Source organism: Numidum massiliense (genome assembly GCF_001375555.1).
Lineage (GTDB): Bacteria > Bacillota > Bacilli > Thermoactinomycetales > Novibacillaceae > Numidum > Numidum massiliense.
On record NZ_CTDZ01000009.1, the window covers coordinates 958,147 to 975,187 of the forward strand.

Sequence of the window (17,041 nt, forward strand, 5' to 3'; positions counted from 1 at the left end):
ACGGTAGGAGGGCAGGGGAACGTTTTTTTAAAACGTCATAAGGGGAGTGTGCATAGTGATGGAAAAAACAGTAAGCTACTTGAGGAAACATGACGTAGGCGGAGCAGCGAGAAGCGTTCTCCGCAGTGACAAAGGATTCACCTTAATCGAGATGTTAGTCGTCTTGTTCGTCATCGGGGTCATTATCGCGATCGTGCTGCCGAACTTGTCGAAAACAGGGACGGCCGCGCAGGAGAAAGCAGAGGAAGCGAATAAGCGCATGCTACTGTCACAGGCGGAAAATTATCGCCTGGCCGAAAACAGCTATCCGCGAACGGTCGCCCAGTTGAAGGAAAAAGGTTACATTACTGAGATCCCTAAGTGCCGGGACAAAGACAAACAATTTACGTTTCGCGAAGAGGGTGGCACACTAACCGTCACCTGCGAGTAGTGACTAATGACTTATGACTTTAGGGGATGACGTATTGTGATTGAAAGTGAGGGGGCTTGAGTGGCATGGGGGATTAGAGCGAGGCGTTGGCGGTCGAACGGTACGGCAAGGGAACAACGTATAGAGAACAGTCTTCGCACCGAGAGGGAACACAGTTATTTAAGAGACGCGTCTGGGTTTACGCTCATTGAACTGCTCGTTACGCTGTTTATGATCGTCACGCTAACGGGGGTTGTGCTTCCGGTGGCAGGGGACGCGGTGGCCAAGATCGCGGACCGGTCGCTCGTGCAAGAGATGGAGGCAGACGTTGTATACGCGCAAAAACGTGCCGTGGCGACAGAGCGAACGGTGCAGTTGGACATACCTGCTCGTGGGCGCACTTATAAAATTGTTGAGCAGCAAGGGAGTGGCTCGCGAGAACTGAAAGCCGTTTCCGTCCCTGAACGGCTCGCGATCACGGAAGGTGTCGTCCTAACGTTTCATCCGGATCAGTCGTTTCCCGGCCACGCGAACGGTGGCACGGTTAGCATCCAACGAAACGGTGTAGCATTTGCCGAGTTGATCATTACGCCAATTTCCGTACGGACGCGGGTCGTATGGCATGAGTAGTCGATCGCTTACGCGGGTGGGAAGGTGGCTAGACTCGCAACGTAAGTGGCTATACCCGATCAGAGGGCAAGACGGATGGACGTACGTTGAATTGATCGTCGCTATGGCCATTTTTACGTTATTGATCGCTGCCGTCTATCCGGTACTGACGGTATTTAAGACGGCGGATGTTGAAAAGAAAGCGCGACTTTACGCTCTGTGGCTCGGGCAGGACGTGATAGAGCGGCACATTGCCGACGTACCGGGCGAACAGACGGGAGAAGAGACGGTACAAGCGGAACAGATCACTTTTAACGTCAAATGGGAGCGAACGCCGACAAAAGGCGATGTCGAAAAAGTGGATGTGACGGTTTCATGGAAAATTGCCGAAAAAAAAGAGCGCATGCTATTTTTCGAACGGTACGTCGTACCGTAGCGCGGGCTGACGGGTTTACTTACATTGAGTTGTTAGTGAGCTTTAGTTTGACTGTTTTCATTCTCGGAACTGTCGTGGCTCTTGCTGGGGAAATGGTGCACAACAGTGCCAAAAGCAGCGATGAACGCGATTTACAGCGGGAAGCGAGTGCCCTCCAGTTTATGTTGCTGAACGAACTAAAACGTGGCTACGATTTTCACCTACGGGACAGTGACTTGCTATTCCGAGTAAGTGCCGCAGAAGTGATCCGTCTCAACGAGCAGCAACGGCAACTCGGGCGCCGTGTTAAACGGGGGAACGGCACCTACAAAGGGTACGTGTTACTTAGCCGTTACGTCGAACAAGCCGTTTTTACACCAGACAGCGACGGACAAGGGGTTGCGATACAAATCCAGCTGCAGAAAGGTGAGGCGAAGTTATCGGTTCAAACATACGTGCGGAGCCGCATTGAGCGAAAAGAAGAAGTGTCGCAAACGGAGCTAAGGCACCGGTCGGAAAAGTTGTCGCAGACGGGGGATAAGGGCAGAGCGAAAGTCAAATCGCATGTAGGCGAAAGTCGACAAGGCGATCGGCGACGAACGGGTGATGTGTCGTGAAAAAAGGGTACACACAGGACGAGCGCGGGGCGGCGTACATTTCCGTCATTTTAACCATTTCGCTGTTGTTCGTCTGGCTGACCTTCCAACTGGAACAGCTTATCCAAAATCAACAAACGATTGCGTACGACGAAAAGTTAGTGCAGGCGCAGTATTTAGCCGAGAGTGGCATTGAAAGGTGGCGTGCCGCAAGGCGGGTAGATGATGCGTTTGCCGGTCGACTCGCATTTCACTTACAGACTGGGAGCGTAGAAGTAAAAGTCGTCCGTCGAAGGCCGCTACAGGTGCAAGCGATCGGAAAAGTTGCACCGGACGTCCAGCAGACGATCGTCGTCGAACTCGATACCGACACGCTACAGACGCTAAAGTGGTCGCGGCGCCAACTGCCGTAAGGTGCGCGAGTGTGTACGAGAGGATGCCCTCTCTTTAGTACCGCCCCACCGATTTGATATAATCGGACCAAAACGTCTGAAGGAAGGGATCGCGGTGCAGCGGCACATTGTATTAATAGGGTTTATGGGTACGGGGAAGTCGACGGTCGGTAAGCTGATAGCCGAACGGTTACAGTGGGAAACGGTCGATACCGACGATTATGTCGAAGGACGGTACGGTATGCGAATTGCAGACATGTTTCGGGTGCGCGGTGAACGATATTTTCGCGAGCGGGAGCATGAAGCGCTCATGCAACTTATGCAGCGTGAGCGCCCCCTCGTCGTGACGACTGGAGGCGGAATCGTCTTGCGCGCCGACAATGTCGCCCAAATGATGGACAACGGGTGGGTCGTCGCTTTAACCGCCACACGGGACGTTCTCGTGCAGCGCTTAAAAAACGATACAACGCGTCCGCTGCTCGCCGGCGACGTCGAAGCGAAAGTTACGGCAATATGGGGCGAGCGTCGTACGGCTTACGACTTTGCCCATTTAAAGGTCGATACGTCGCACAGATCGCCGGAAGCAATTGCGGCACACATCGTTACGACATTCAAAGCATCGTGCGCAGATTTCGAGTAACTCATTAAAAAACCTCCTGTTTATTTTGGACTTGAACCGTTAACACTACGGTTAAGGATCAAAGGATCACGTCTTGTTTGGCGAAAAAAGGGGGGTAACAGAGGTGTCTGCGGACGATTACGTGCAATATTTGACGAAGCGTTTTATGACGTATTTAGATACGCCGAAAGAAGAGCGAATCAAACGGCGGTCAGCGAAGGGAAAAGAACCGTGGCACATTCACTGGTTTGGCGACGCGGCCCTCAGTATGCAAATATTTTGGAGACGACAAAAAGAACGGTATGGGTCGCGGTTTAAACACAAAATGTAATTTTTTCGAACTTGTAAACCATAAGAGTAAGGAGGGAAGTCGTTTGCCTAAGCGGATTGCTGTAGAAGAAGGATTAACGCCGGTACGCGAATACTTACAAGAGAACGGCTACGATGTCGTCGATTTAAATGAGCGCGTACAAGCTGAGGACTGCGATTGCTGCGTCGTCTCCGGCGGGGATGTCAACGTGATGGGCATGCAGGACATAGTGACTGACGTGCCAATCATCGATGCCCGTGGCATGACATCGGAAGAAGTGTACCAAAAAGTGCAGGAACGGATTGGTTATTAAACGTTTACTGTGTGACACGTCGCACGCACCCCTTTTTGGCAAAGGTGCGTGCTATTTACTGTGAATACCGATGAATATACAGAGGACACCACATACAACCCAAGTGATTTTTCCGAAGGAAACGCGGTCGACTAGTCCGGTTAAGCCGATCGTCATCGTTGTAATGAGGACGAGCGGACCGATTAAAGCGAGTGACGCATTAATGAGGATGGATTTTTCTAAATCGTTGTACCGCAACATTAAGAGACCAGCCATCATTTCGATAAATCCAGATAAAAGCCTGAGGACAGCCATCGCTAAGACGGCTTTTTCAAAAATAAACCACATGCTGCCGTTCCTCCCTGCGTTGAGGTGAATCCGTAAGAGACAAAAGGTCTGTCCTTAAGAAAATATGTATGCGAGAGGGGCAGCAGTTTGTACACTTTTTTCTCACCTTCGTAGGCTCATGCTAAGTAGAACAGCCCGGCATTGACGGTGGTGATGTCGATGCGCGGTTCGTATTGCCACTTTGCTTCCCGCACGCGTTGCGCATACTCTTCGTCGATTGTCGTGCTTTCTGTACGTGTGACGCGGCGGTCGTTCGGTTGCTCGTCACGTGCAACTTGTAGGGGATTTGTAGACGTATCTGCTTCCTTCCGCTTATGGCCTACTTCTTCGTAGTAAAGGGCGAGGCGGGCGAGTTCTTCTTCCATGCGGGCCCGCGCCTTTTGTGCCCACGCGTCATCGTGGGTGTCTAAGTAACCTTGCAAGTAAAACTCTAGCTGAGCGATCGCGTCCGGTAGCGACAGTTTTGCTTGTGTGACGAAGCGGTGATTTGGCAGGCGCGGTGTCCATTTACGCGGAGCAAGTTGTTGGTGATAAAAGTTGTTCTCGATCGTCCCGTCGATTAGTTGTATACCGAGTGAATGCACTTCACTGCGCGACTGTTCACACAACCATTCAATTTTGTAGGTGATTGCAAGCCACGGGGTATACGGGCGCGAACCGCGCGGGCTGCTGAGCGACAACGGGACATTTTCGTACAAACGCACAAACTGTCCATGGCGTCGTGCCGAGTGAAAAATTTGCTGCAGGCGAGGAGATCCGAACGTCACGTGTTCACCCCGCACATCGGCGGGTACAAGTTCGCTGTTAAAAACGAGCGACAACGTGACTGGCTGCGGTTCGATGCCGAGCTGCTCGACATACGACCAATAATACGGGCGATTCACCAAATCTTTATCCGCCTGTTCAGATAAGCGTACTTCGATATGGCCATCGCTCGCGGTTATGATGTGACATTCCATCGCTTGTAAAAACGTGTTGACGTAGTTCTGCACTTCTACTTGATCCATCTGTTGCCGCTCCTTTAGCTGCATCGATCGGTCGGGCGGTTACTAACGACAATATGTCGCGAACGGGGATGAGTCGGCTTCCTTTTAAAACGGAAGAGACGCCGCATCGGAAGAGGCGTTACTTCAGGATACTGTCTAACAGATTAGCTCCCTGTGCCGTTCGCTGCCGTGCCGTGGACAACGATTCCCCTAAGTGGGAAAGGCGCTCCTCCACTTCGCGATCGTCGCCCGCTTCTAAGACGATTCGCATAATCTTCTTTTCGAGCGCACCTGCAGACGATTTACCTTGTTCCAAAATCGTGTCTAGTTCCCCGACGACGAGCTGGAACAAGTTGATTTTTTCGTGCAGCAGACGAATAATGTGTGCTTCGATCGTCCCTTCGGTACACAAATTGTAGATAGTGACGTCGTTTTGCTGTCCGAGGCGGTGCACGCGTCCGATCCGTTGCTCCACGCGCATCGGGTTCCACGGCATGTCGTAGTTGATGACGTGATGGCAAAACTGCAAGTTGATCCCTTCGCCTCCCGCTTCCGTTGCGACCATCACTTGTGCGCGCCGCTGAAACAACTCGCGCATCCAATCTTTCTTATTGCGTCCGAAGTTACCCCGGTACGGTACGGCAGTGATGCCGTTTTGTTGCAACGTTTTAAGGAGCATGTCTTGTGTGGCGCGGTATTCGGTGAAGACGATCACTTTGGCGTCGTCGATGCCGCGAATGAGATCGAGCGTTTGCTCTGCCTTCGTCTGCCGCTTAATCTGTTTCAAAAGGGCAATCACATGTTGAACGTCCGGCGGTAACTGCTGTTTGCCGCCCGCTTCTTTTTTAAACATTTTAAACAAAGTGAGAAACGTCGCTTCCCGACTGCTGCACGCTTCCCGTTGCAACGTGACGAGTGAAAGCAAGCTTTTAAGTGTGCCGTCCCCCATGCGGTAACGCGTGCGGACAAAATCGGTGATGCCGTCGTACAAGGCGCGTTCCTCTGGCGTTAACTGTAAGGTGACGGTGTGCACGTGGCGCTCAGGAAAGGTGATGGGGCTCGACTTACGCTCGTTGCGGATCATCACTTTGCGGATTTCTTCTTTGAGCAGCGCTTCGTTTTTCACTTGCCGCTTACCAGCGACGTATTGGTTCGCAAACGTGTGCTTACCGCCGAGCTGGCCGGGCTTCAGCAAGGTGACGAGATTGTACAGCTCTTTAATGTCGTTTTGCATAGGTGTCGCTGTGAGCAGTAAACAATATTTTTTACGCAATTGGTTGACGAACTGCCAATTGCGCGTGCGGCGGTTTTTTAGTTTGTGTGCTTCGTCGATGATTAAGAGATCGTAGTCGCGGCTGAGCACTTGATCGCGGTGCGGGTCACGCTTGGCCGTATCGAGCGAGGCGACGAGAATATCGTATTTTCCCCACATCCACTCTTTTTTTTGCGCCATGGCCGGGATGGCAAATTTCTCGTTTAGTTCCCGCGTCCACTGGGAAACGAGCGAAGCGGGAACGAGGATTAAGGCGCTAGTGACGAGGCCGCGCAACATATATTCTTTTAAAATGAGTCCAGCTTCAATCGTTTTGCCGAGACCGACTTCGTCGGCGAGAATGGCGCGGCCGTGCAATTCGGTTAACACAGTGCGCGCCGTATCCATTTGGTGCGGGAGCGGTTCGAACGCGGTCAATTGCGACAAGCAGCGCAAGTCGTCAAAGCGCGGGACAGCTAGCCGTTCTTCCGCCTCTATGGCGAGGCAAAACAACTCCCACGCATCCCACGGGCCATCTTGTTCGACTTTCTCAGAAAAATCGTTCCACCAGTTGCGTGCGAAGTGGATGGGGATGTCACTCATGATCATACTCCTCTCAAAAGCGAAGAAGGACGTCGCTTCGCGATGATCGCTACTTGCTAGTATGGACGGAAGCGGGCTAGAATATGAAGAACGACGAAGCGCTACTTGGTGCGGCAATGTCGTGAACGCCAGCCGCCGCCGTAGATACATTTGCTAAAACAGCTACATATTAGTTACAATAGTACTGCTCGAATAATCGTGGATACATAATTGACATCACAAGTGGATGAAGGCAAGGGGAGAGACTGTCGCGAGTGACAGCGCCGAAGGAGCAAGCCGAAGGGGTGAATCTCTCAGGCAAAAAGACTCTTGCTCGACACAACTCTGGAGAGTGTCACGAGAGTGACCACCCAAGGGGTAACTTTCTTCACGGCAAAGCTGCAAGTGGCAGTGGTCGCAAGTGGAAGGGAAACTCTCAGGTTAAAGGACAGAGCAAAGCCGTGAGGACGGATTGTCTGTCCTTTTGTCGTCTTATTGTTCTCTGTCGTTTTTTTACGATTCTCAATAGGAGGTGAGGAGCATGGCTTCTCTAAAACGGACACCGCTTTACCCGCTGTACAAAGGCGAAGCAAAACTCATTCCGTTCGGCGGGTGGGAGTTGCCTGTCCAGTTCACAAGTATTAAGGAAGAACATCGGGCTGTGCGCGAAGCGGCCGGGCTGTTCGATGTGTCACATATGGGCGAAGTGACGGTCAGCGGACCAGATGCGACGGATTATTTACAGCGGCTGACGACGAACGACGTCAGTAAGCTTAACGTTAACCAGGCGCACTACACGACGATGTGTTATCCGGACGGCGGGACGGTCGACGATTTTCTCCTGTACAAAAAAGGAGACAACGACTACTTGCTCGTCGTGAACGCGGCGAACACGGAAAAAGACGTCGAGTGGATGCACAAACAAACAGTGGGCGACGTACACATTGCAGACGTATCGGATGAGACGGCGCTCCTGGCCCTGCAAGGGCCGCGGGCGACGCACATTTTACAGCAACTGACGGATTGTGATTTGTCGGACATTCGCTTCTTCCGCTTCCTCCCGGACGTGGAAGTTGCCGGGGTGAAGGTGTTAGTTTCGCGCAGCGGCTACACGGGTGAAAACGGGTTTGAACTGTATTTAGCGCCGGAAGACGCGCCGACGTTGTGGCGCGAATTACTCGCGGCAGGGGAGGCGGACGGTTTAAAACCGTGCGGACTCGGCGCGCGCGATACGTTGCGTTTCGAAGCGGGGCTGCTCTTGTACGGACAAGAACTGTCGGCGAGCGTCAGTCCGTTAGAGGCGGGGATCAGTTTTGCCGTGAAGTTGAATAAAAGTGACTTTATTGGGAAAAGTGTCCTTGTCGCGCAAAAAGAAGGCGGTCTCAAGCGACGTCTCGTCGGCATAGAGATGGTCGGACGGGGCATCCCGCGCACGCACTATCCAGTATATGCTGGAGGCGAAGAGATCGGCGAAGTGACGAGCGGTACACAGTCGCCGACGCTGGGCAAAAACCTCGGGCTCGCGCTCGTCGCGAGTGATTACAGCGCGTTAGGACAAGAAGTAGAAATCGACATTCGCGGCCGCCGCGTGGCGGCGAAAGTGGTGACGACGCCTTTTTACAAGCGGTCATAACCACGTTGCAAACTGAACCGAGCGCTTTAACCGCTATGCTCCTAACAGCACGTCAATAAACCGAATGCGACGCAATAGCACGCCAATTAACAAAGTGTGCTGTCAATAGCACGTCAACCGTGCGAATAAGAAGAGCAAAGTGATCAAGGGATGTCACAAGGGATGTCACAAGAGATGTCACAAGAGATGTAACAAGAGATGTAACAAGAGATGTAAAATGAGGAGGTGCGTTAGCGCCATGACATTTCGTTATTTACCGATGACTGACGCCGATCGGCAAGCGATGTTACAGGCGTTAGGGTGCGGCAGTGTCGACGAACTGTTCGCTGACATACCGGAAAGTGTGCGCTTTAATGGGGAATTAAATATTCCTGAGGGAATGTCCGAACTGGAGCTTTCTCGCCACATGCAACGCTTAGCAAACGAAAACAAAAACTTGCAACAAGTTGTGTCGTTTTTAGGGGCGGGAACGTACGAACACTATATTCCGAGTGTCGTCGGTCACGTCATCGGTCGATCGGAGTTTTTTACGGCTTACACGCCGTACCAACCGGAAATTAGTCAAGGTGAATTGCAGGCGATTTTTGAATTTCAGTCGATGATTTGTGAGCTTACGGGGATGGATGTCGCCAACTCGTCGATGTACGACGGCCCAACTGCGCTCGCCGAAGCGGCCACACTCGCCGCTGCCGCAAGCCGTAAGCAGAAAGTGCTCGTCTCTCGTGCCGTACATCCGGAAGCGCGCGACATTTTGCGCACGTATGCGCGCGGCGGGCAAGGGATTGAAGTCGTAGAAGTTGCCGCGGACGCCGGGGTGACGGACGTGGAGAAGTTAGCGGAGTTAGCTGATACCGATACGGCGGCCGTGATCGTGCAGTCGCCTAACTTCTTCGGTAACCTCGAAGACTTAGCAGCGATCGAAAAGATTGCCCACCGACACAAAGGGCTATTCGTCGTCAGTACGAACCCACTGTCGCTCGGGATTGTCCAGCCACCGGGGGCATTCGGCGCCGACATCGTCGTCGGGGACGCGCAGCCGCTCGGCATTCCGACACAGTTCGGTGGCCCGCACTGCGGCTTTTTTGCTACGACGAAAAAACTGATGCGTCGCATTCCGGGACGCATCGTCGGACAGACAGTCGACGAGGAAGGAACGCGCGGTTTTGTGCTGACGCTGCAAGCGCGGGAGCAACACATTCGCCGCGAAAAAGCGACGTCTAACATTTGCTCCAACCAAGCGCTGAACGCGTTAGCCGCAGGAGTATACATGAGTGCGATGGGCAAGCAGGGGCTCACCGACGTAGCGCAGCAAAACGTACAAAAAGCACACTACGCCCAGCGGCAGTTGCGTAAGCTCCCCGGCGTGGAACCGCTGTTTGACGCACCGTTTTTCAACGAATTCGCTTTGCGCTTGCCGCGACCTGCCAGCGAGCTGCAAGCGGCGCTGCTCGAAAAAGGAATGCTAGCCGGTTACGATTTGTCGCGGGACTATCCGGAACTGGGGAACGCCGTGCTGCTCGCAGTGACGGAAATGCGCACGCGCACAGAAATTGACCAGTTAGTACAAGCTGTGGAGGGATGGTTATGAGCCGGGAACAAGCACTCATTTTTGAAATTAGTCGGCCGGGACGCGTCGCTTATAGCCTTCCAGCACTCGACGTGGAAGAACAATCGGTTGCGGAAATGCTGCCGGAAGGGATGGTGCGCACGGATGCGGCTGACCTGCCGGAAGTGTCGGAACTCGACCTCGTGCGCCACTACACGGCGTTGTCGCGGCGCAACCACGGGGTCGATTCCGGATTTTATCCGCTCGGGTCGTGCACGATGAAATACAACCCGAAAATTAACGAAGACGTGGCGCGTTACCCCGGCTTACAACACATTCATCCGTATCAGCCGGAGGAGACAGTGCAAGGGGCGTTACAGTTGTTGTACGAACTGCAGCGCGATTTGGCAGAAATTACGGGAATGGACGAAGTGACGCTGCAATCGGCCGCCGGGGCGCAAGGTGAGTGGGCCGGCCTAATGATTATTCGCGCTTACCACGAAAGCCGCGGCGAGCAACAGCGCACGAAAGTGATCATTCCCGATTCGGCACACGGGACGAACCCGGCGAGTGCTGCGGTCGCGGGGTTAGACGTTGTAACGGTCGGGTCAAATGCAGACGGACTCGTCGACGTCGAAGCGCTGCGGGGACTCGTCGGCGGCGACACGGCGGCACTCATGTTGACGAACCCGAACACGCTCGGCTTGTTTGAAGAACAAATCGCGGAAATGGCCGACATCGTACATGAAGCGGGCGGCTTGTTGTACTACGACGGAGCGAACGCTAACGCCATTTTGGGCAAAACGCGGCCCGGGGACATGGGCTTTGACGTCGTGCACCTCAACTTACACAAAACGTTCAGCACGCCGCACGGCGGCGGTGGACCAGGAGCCGGCCCCGTCGGCGTCAAACGGAATTTGGCCCAGTTTTTGCCGCATCCGATGGTACGGCACGAGGAAGCGGACGACCGGTACTATCTCGATGCCGACATGCCGCAGTCGATCGGGCGGATTAAAGGGTACTACGGGAACTTCGGTATTCTCGTGCGCGCGTACACCTATATTCGCACGATGGGACCAGATGGCTTGAAACGCGTGTCGGAAGACGCCGTCCTCAATGCAAACTACTTGTTCAAACGGTTAGCGCCGTACTTCGACGTGCCCTTTGCCGATTGGTGTAAACACGAATTTGTCCTTTCCGGGAAGCGGCAGAAGAAACTCGGGGTACGCACACTCGACATCGCCAAGCGGTTACTAGACTTCGGTGTGCATCCGCCCACGATTTACTTCCCGCTCATCGTCGAGGAGTGCCTCATGATCGAACCGACGGAAACGGAGAGTAAAGAGACGTTGGACGCCTTTGCGGACGTGCTCATTCGTATCGCCAAAGAAGTAGAAGAAGATCCCGAACAGGTGCAAGAAGCGCCACACCATACGGTCGTCAAGCGGATGGACGAAGTTACCGCAGCGCGCAAGCCGGTGCTGCGCTACGAACGAGGCGAGTAAACAAATACGGTACTTTGCTGTGTACACAAAAACACCCTCGCATGTGGCGGAGGGTGTTTTTGTGTACCGTATGTAGTCCTAAATATAATAAGAACCCAGTGCGTATTGAGCGACGGAGCCCTTAATGCTTGTCATTGTAACAGACGCAAAACGAGCGGTGAACGACAATATTCGACAAATTTGTGACGGTTTAATGACAGGCTCCCGTGGACTTGCTAATGTGTGCGCATTTTGCTAAAAATAGAAACATCACACAAGTGATTCCCGCTTTAATCCTACGAGATACGGAAAGGACGGATCGCAAAATGGCAACGATTGACGATTGGAACAAACTCGACATTCGCGTCGGCGAAGTGATCGACGTGAAAGATTTTCCGGAAGCGCGGAAGCCAGCGTTTCAGTTGTGGGTCGACTTCGGCCCAGAGCTCGGGGTCAAACAGTCAAGTGCCCAGCTGACAGAACTGTATACGAAAGATACGCTCCTTGGACGACAAGTAGTCGCTGTCGTCAACTTTCCGCCGCTCCGGGTAGCCGGTTTTAAGTCGGAAATCCTCGTGCTCGGCATTTATGCAGAAGAAGGAGTTGTGTTACTACAGCCGGATCGCCCCGTACAAAAAGGCGACAAGATCGGATAAGATCGGTTGACACCCTCTGGCGGAAATGTCGGCTCCCGGCCCCTGTTTCTGTACGACAGTACTATTTCCATATTGGGAATGATTGCATCTGTGTGAATACGAGTACACATTGTGTCGGTGATGGTTTTTATTGTCAAGGATAGTTATAATTATCCTTGAAGAACAATTGTCGGCCCGACACGTTATTAATATTGAAGGGCTAGCCCTTTATTTTTTTATGGCACACTCACGCAAAACAATGTCGTTTTTATGGGGGATCTGACATGCTCAAATCTGGAGAAAAGAAATTCATTGATGAAACAGGCATCTTTTACGAACAGGTCGGATTGCCGCGGGCAGCGGGACGCATCTTCATGTACTTGTTAATCGCCGATCAGCCCGTTCACTCCACGCACGAGATTATGCAAGCTCTGTACTTAAGTAAAGGTTCGGTACATACGACGACGCGACTTTTGATGCAGAAAAAACTGATTGAGAAGGTTGAAGCCACGGAGACGGGGCAGGAGTGCTACCGGATTAAACCGGGTGTCGGCAAACGCATTGTCGAGATGCAAATGCCACTGCTCCAAGCGGTGATTCAATTGACGACGCGAAGTTTAGAGTTAGTGGAGGATACGCACGCAGCAGACGAGCCGCGCATGCACGACTTACACGCTTTCTACCGCCTAGTGGCGCAAGATTTGCCGGCAATGCTCGCGCGCTGGGAACAAGACTGTTACGATACGTCGCACAGTGACGCGGAGATGGCGGAGAATGAGGCGGACGTCGATCAGTGAGTTAAAGCCCGAAAGCATACACACTTTCGGGCTTTAACATTGCGATATATTTGTTTAAGTGTTACATTTTGGAGTATGGTCGTCACGGGTAATCGCAACAGGACGCATTCGCACAAACTATGGCGGAGAAACTATCATGTAAACGGAGATGAAGATTAGTGGACAGTGGCACAAATTTTCGCGTAGAGAAAGACTTTTTAGGAGAAAAACAGGTACCGCAAGCGGCGTATTACGGCGTACAGACGCTACGGGCCGTCGACAACTTCCCGATTACGGGCTACCGTTTAGAACCAGCGTTAATTAAAGCAATTGCGATCGTAAAAAAAGCGGCGGCGCTCGCCAACCGCGAAGTCGGTCAGCTTGCGCCGCATTTGGCAGAGGTAATCGTCGCTGCCGCCGACGAAGTAATCGCCGGCCAGCTGCACGATCAGTTTATCGTCGATCCGATCCAAGGGGGAGCCGGCACATCGATTAACATGAATGCGAACGAAGTGCTCGCTAACCGGGCGTTGGAACTATTAGGAGAGGAAAAAGGCGACTATTTGAAGTTGAGCCCGAACACACACGTCAATATGTCCCAGTCGACGAACGATGCGTTTCCGACAGCGGTCCGCATCGCCGTGTTGCACGCCTTGGACGACTTACTGGAGGAAATGGACGAGTTAGCAGCATCTTTTGCTAACAAAGCGAAGCAGTTTGACGGACTGATCAAAATGGGGCGGACCCACTTGCAAGATGCAGTGCCGATCCGGCTCGGGCAAGAGTTTGCGGCGTACGAGCGCGTACTAAGGCGCGATCTCGTGCGGGTGCGGGAGTCGCGCAAGCACTTGTACACGGTAAACATGGGGGCGACCGCTGTCGGTACCGGTTTGAACGCCGACCCGGCGTACATCGAACACGTCGTGGCACATTTGCAAGTCATTAGCGGTTATCCTTTGGAACGAGCTGCTCACCTCGTCGACGCGACGCAAAACACAGACGGTTTGCTCGAAGTGTCGGCGACACTAAAAATATGTATGATGAACATGTCGAAAATGGCGAACGACTTGCGCTTGATGGCGTCTGGCCCGCGGACCGGACTGGGCGAACTGTTACTGCCGGCGCGGCAGCCTGGTTCGTCGATCATGCCGGGCAAAGTGAATCCGGTCATGGCGGAAGTACTTAACCAAGTCGCCTTCCAAGTGATCGGCAACGACCATACGATATGTTTAGCTTCCGAAGCTGGACAATTTGAACTAAACGTAATGGAGCCGGTACTCGTCTTTAACTTATTGCAATCGATAAAAATTATGACGAACGTGTTTCACGTGTTCCGGAAGCACTGTTTAGACGGTATCGAAGCGAATGCCGCGAAAATGAAGCAGTACGTCGAAAACAGTGTTGGCATTATTACGGCGATCAATCCACACGTCGGTTACGAAGTGGCCTCGTCGATCGCGGGCGAAGCACTCGCGACTGGCAAGACAGTACGCGAAATTTGCTTAGAGCGGAACGTGTTGACGGAGGAAGAGTTAGACCTCATTTTAGACCCGTATGAAATGACCGACCCCGGTATTTCGGGTAAGGAATTGTTAGGGAAATAAAGTGAAGGTTGCATGGCCACTCTTACATGGCTCCCCTGTTGGAACGCTAGCAGCGCCTCCTCTCCCGTTAAGTGGCGTATAAGTTGTGAATAAGTTGCGAATAAGTTGCGCTTCTTTCCTTGACCGTACTATTAGAAACACGTATACTCTGGGGGAGCGCACCATAACCAATACATGCGAGGGGAGCAAAACGATGCGCAAACGAAAGCTGGTCACTCTGACGAGTGCGGTCTTGATCTTACTTCTTACGGTCACAGCGTGCGGCAAGTTGGAAGCATCCGACGTCATCGAACAATCCGCAGAAACAATGAAAGAAATGAAAGGGTACAAATGGAAGATGGACGTCAAGAACAAGATGACGCTTCCGGAAGAAAAGATGACGGTGTCGTCAAAAATGGACGTCGAATACATAAATAATAAGACGTTTGCGGCTAATGCCGACACGAAGATGGACGGAATGGAAGATGTTCAGAAGATAGCCATTTACTTTTTAGATGATACGCTGTACATACACGAGCAGTCGGTAGATGAGTGGGTTAAATTGAAGGCTGACAGTGATTCGATTCCCGAGGCCGCACAAGTCGATCAACAAGTTGTCGATCCGAAGAATACGTTCAAGGCGCTGAAAAAAGCAGGCGACAAAGTAAAAATGAATGAAGAAGACGGTAAATACCTGTTAGAAGTGTCGTTGTCCGATGCGAAAGACATTAAGCCGTTCATGAAATATGCGCTGCAAAGTTTAGAACAGACGCCGATGAATGCCGATGAAGTAACGTTTAAAAAATTGAACATAAAGATTTGGGTAGACAAAAAGTCACTTGAATATGAAAAATTGGAGCAAACGGTGACGATGGAGATGCCGTTTCAAGAAGATGCGACGATGAAAGTTCAGACAACGACGAAGATGACGTTTAATGGTGAAGTGAAAGAGATTAAGCTGCCAAAAGAGGCGAAAGAAGCAGAAGAAATAGAACGTTAATGATTGTTGCGATGGAGAGGTTGGCCATACGGTTAACCTCTTTTTTTAAATAATTTATAAAAATGTGAGTGGGGTTATTTCGGATGAATTCATACGAACGACTAATGACATACGCCGAGCGGCGGGAGCATTTACTCATCGGCTTAATGTCGGGGACGTCGCTCGACGGCATCGATGCCGCTTTAGTCGCCATTGCAACGAACGAGGCTGGGGAAATTGCTGACGTTTCATTGAAACACTTTTGTTACTTGCCGTATTCGGATGAACTGAGGGAGCGCATCTTGTCGCTATGTGCGGTAGAAACAGCGACGCTCGATCAGCTCGTGCTGGCGAACGCCGGCTTGTCGGAATGGTATGCCGCTGCGGTGGCCCGAGTCCTTGCCGAGGCGGGCGTGAGGGCGGAACAAGTCGATGCGGTCTGTTCCCACGGGCAAACCGTTTGGCACGCGCCACACGAAGCAGCGTTTCCCGGTCCAGACGGTGAGCTCCGCGTGCGTTCCACGCTGCAAATTGGGGAATTGTCGGTACTGGCGGAGCGGTGCGGCATCCCGGTCGTCGGAAACTTCCGCCCGCGCGATTTGGCAGCTGGCGGGGAAGGTGCGCCGCTCGTGCCGTACGTTGACTACATGCTGTTTAAGTCGCCGCACAAAGGGCGCATCTTACAAAACATCGGCGGGATCGGCAATGCGACGGTCGTGCCGAAAGGTAGGGCGATCGACGATGTGTACGCCTTCGATACGGGGCCGGGCAACATGATTATGGATGCGCTCGTTAAACAGGAAACGAATGGGGCGGAGCGGTTTGACGAAGGGGGTAAACGGGCGGCGGCCGGACGGGTGAGCGAAGAACTGTTGCAACTGTATTTGCAAGATCCGTATTACAGGCGCAAGCCACCGAAGAGTACGGGGCGCGAAGTTTACGGGCTCTCCTTTACCGAGCAGTTTCGCGCCGACGGGGAGCAGAGGCAGTTGTCGTTTGCCGATATTTTGGCGACGGCGACGATGCTGACGGCGCGGACGATCGTGCAAGCGTACGAACACTTTATTTTTCCGACGGCAGCGATCGACGAAGTGATCGCCTCAGGGGGCGGTGCGCACAACGAGACGCTGCTGGCGATGATTCGCCAGCAGTTGCCGGACGGGGTAAAGCTTACGACGGCCGAAGCGTTCGGTATCCCCGATGACGCCAAAGAAGCACTTGCCTTTACTGTCCTCGGACACGAGACGCTCATGGGCCGCCCGAGCAACGTACCGGCCGTGACCGGTGCTTCTAAGCCAGTTGTTTTAGGTAACGTCTGCTGGTAAGGATGAGCGGTGAGTTGCCAGGGAATGCCGGTCATGCGCGTGAATGCTGCTAATGCGCGTGAATGCTGTGAATATCAGTGGATGATTATAGAATGAAGCGGAAGATCTAAAAAAATCCTACCGGGGAGAGTGCTCCCGGTAGGAGAAGACGACACAAAAAAACGGACTCCTCTTTTACCGCTGTTATGTAAACGGTTGGCAACCTTTTTTGGCAATCTTGTATGCAAAATGCCCCTAACTATGTTATTATTGTGAATGTAATCGGATACA

The 17,041-nt window shown here is 52.6% G+C and carries 19 protein-coding genes and 1 riboswitch; of the genes, 16 read left to right on the forward strand and 3 right to left on the reverse strand.

What is annotated here, in order from left to right; translation table 11 throughout:
• The first annotated feature begins 58 nt into the window (after positions 1 to 58).
• The 8 genes from comGC (at position 59) to BN1247_RS05055 (ending at position 3,663) form a co-directional block, all read left to right on the forward strand.
• Positions 59 to 430 (forward strand): competence type IV pilus major pilin ComGC, encoded by a 372-nt coding sequence (comGC, locus tag BN1247_RS05020; RefSeq protein ID WP_074011259.1) that lies wholly within the window; start codon positions 59 to 61, stop codon positions 428 to 430.
• A 60-nt stretch (positions 431 to 490) separates the two neighbouring features.
• The gene (locus tag BN1247_RS05025) at positions 491 to 1,039 is read left to right on the forward strand and encodes a prepilin-type N-terminal cleavage/methylation domain-containing protein (protein ID WP_054949408.1); all 549 of its coding nucleotides are present in this window, start codon (positions 491 to 493) and stop codon (positions 1,037 to 1,039) included.
• Entirely contained in the window at positions 1,032 to 1,454 is a 423-nt protein-coding gene (locus BN1247_RS05030) for a type II secretion system protein (RefSeq protein WP_147675182.1), read from the forward strand. Before BN1247_RS05025 ends, BN1247_RS05030 begins: the two co-directional genes overlap by 8 nt.
• The gene (locus BN1247_RS05035) at positions 1,394 to 2,050 is read left to right on the forward strand and encodes a hypothetical protein (RefSeq protein ID WP_147675183.1); all 657 of its coding nucleotides are present in this window, start codon (positions 1,394 to 1,396) and stop codon (positions 2,048 to 2,050) included. Before BN1247_RS05030 ends, BN1247_RS05035 begins: the two co-directional genes overlap by 61 nt.
• Positions 2,047 to 2,442: a hypothetical protein gene (locus BN1247_RS05040; protein ID WP_054949411.1), complete on the forward strand. Its 396-nt coding sequence runs from the start codon at positions 2,047 to 2,049 to the stop codon at positions 2,440 to 2,442. Before BN1247_RS05035 ends, BN1247_RS05040 begins: the two co-directional genes overlap by 4 nt.
• A 94-nt stretch (positions 2,443 to 2,536) precedes the next feature.
• A complete protein-coding gene (locus BN1247_RS05045) occupies positions 2,537 to 3,061 on the forward strand; it encodes a shikimate kinase (protein WP_054949412.1) in 525 nt (174 codons plus the stop codon).
• A 103-nt stretch (positions 3,062 to 3,164) separates the two neighbouring features.
• Positions 3,165 to 3,371, forward strand: a complete 207-nt coding sequence (locus BN1247_RS05050; RefSeq protein ID WP_054949413.1) for a YqzE family protein — start codon at positions 3,165 to 3,167, stop codon at positions 3,369 to 3,371.
• Positions 3,372 to 3,414: 43 nt separating this feature from the next.
• Positions 3,415 to 3,663 (forward strand): YkuS family protein, encoded by a 249-nt coding sequence (locus tag BN1247_RS05055; RefSeq protein ID WP_054949414.1) that lies wholly within the window; start codon positions 3,415 to 3,417, stop codon positions 3,661 to 3,663.
• 51 nt (positions 3,664 to 3,714) lie between these two features.
• Here the strand turns inward: BN1247_RS05055 and BN1247_RS05060 are convergent, their stop codons facing one another.
• From BN1247_RS05060 to BN1247_RS05070, 3 genes are all read right to left on the reverse strand, one after another.
• A complete protein-coding gene (locus BN1247_RS05060) occupies positions 3,715 to 3,990 on the reverse strand; it encodes a YqhV family protein (RefSeq protein ID WP_054949415.1) in 276 nt (91 codons plus the stop codon).
• A gap of 116 nt (positions 3,991 to 4,106) precedes the next feature.
• A complete protein-coding gene (locus BN1247_RS05065; protein WP_082415795.1) occupies positions 4,107 to 5,021 on the reverse strand; it encodes a YqhG family protein in 915 nt (304 codons plus the stop codon).
• Between the two features lie 94 nt (positions 5,022 to 5,115).
• A complete protein-coding gene (locus tag BN1247_RS05070) occupies positions 5,116 to 6,981 on the reverse strand; it encodes a DEAD/DEAH box helicase (protein WP_390622028.1) in 1,866 nt (621 codons plus the stop codon).
• A 76-nt stretch (positions 6,982 to 7,057) separates the two neighbouring features.
• Positions 7,058 to 7,150, forward strand: a riboswitch (glycine riboswitch).
• A gap of 201 nt (positions 7,151 to 7,351) precedes the next feature.
• On the opposite strand from BN1247_RS05070, the gene gcvT reads away from it, so the two are divergent.
• The 8 genes from gcvT (at position 7,352) to BN1247_RS05110 (ending at position 16,771) form a co-directional block, all read left to right on the forward strand.
• The gene (gcvT, locus tag BN1247_RS05075; protein ID WP_054949418.1) at positions 7,352 to 8,443 is read left to right on the forward strand and encodes a glycine cleavage system aminomethyltransferase GcvT; all 1,092 of its coding nucleotides are present in this window, start codon (positions 7,352 to 7,354) and stop codon (positions 8,441 to 8,443) included.
• Between the two features lie 238 nt (positions 8,444 to 8,681).
• On the forward strand, positions 8,682 to 10,031 hold the full coding sequence (gcvPA, locus tag BN1247_RS05080; RefSeq protein ID WP_054949419.1) for an aminomethyl-transferring glycine dehydrogenase subunit GcvPA: 1,350 nt from the start codon (positions 8,682 to 8,684) through the stop codon (positions 10,029 to 10,031).
• Positions 10,028 to 11,494: an aminomethyl-transferring glycine dehydrogenase subunit GcvPB gene (gene gcvPB / locus BN1247_RS05085; protein WP_054949420.1), complete on the forward strand. Its 1,467-nt coding sequence runs from the start codon at positions 10,028 to 10,030 to the stop codon at positions 11,492 to 11,494. Before gcvPA ends, gcvPB begins: the two co-directional genes overlap by 4 nt.
• Positions 11,495 to 11,799: 305 nt before the next feature.
• The gene (locus BN1247_RS05090) at positions 11,800 to 12,129 is read left to right on the forward strand and encodes a tRNA-binding protein (protein ID WP_054949421.1); all 330 of its coding nucleotides are present in this window, start codon (positions 11,800 to 11,802) and stop codon (positions 12,127 to 12,129) included.
• Between the two features lie 263 nt (positions 12,130 to 12,392).
• On the forward strand, positions 12,393 to 12,905 hold the full coding sequence (locus BN1247_RS05095) for a GbsR/MarR family transcriptional regulator (RefSeq protein WP_054949422.1): 513 nt from the start codon (positions 12,393 to 12,395) through the stop codon (positions 12,903 to 12,905).
• A gap of 158 nt (positions 12,906 to 13,063) precedes the next feature.
• A complete protein-coding gene (gene aspA / locus BN1247_RS05100) occupies positions 13,064 to 14,488 on the forward strand; it encodes an aspartate ammonia-lyase (protein WP_054949423.1) in 1,425 nt (474 codons plus the stop codon).
• A gap of 193 nt (positions 14,489 to 14,681) precedes the next feature.
• Positions 14,682 to 15,467, forward strand: a complete 786-nt coding sequence (locus BN1247_RS05105; RefSeq protein ID WP_054949424.1) for a DUF6612 family protein — start codon at positions 14,682 to 14,684, stop codon at positions 15,465 to 15,467.
• 83 nt (positions 15,468 to 15,550) lie between these two features.
• Positions 15,551 to 16,771 (forward strand): anhydro-N-acetylmuramic acid kinase, encoded by a 1,221-nt coding sequence (locus BN1247_RS05110; RefSeq protein ID WP_054949425.1) that lies wholly within the window; start codon positions 15,551 to 15,553, stop codon positions 16,769 to 16,771.
• Positions 16,772 to 17,041 lie beyond the last annotated feature (270 nt).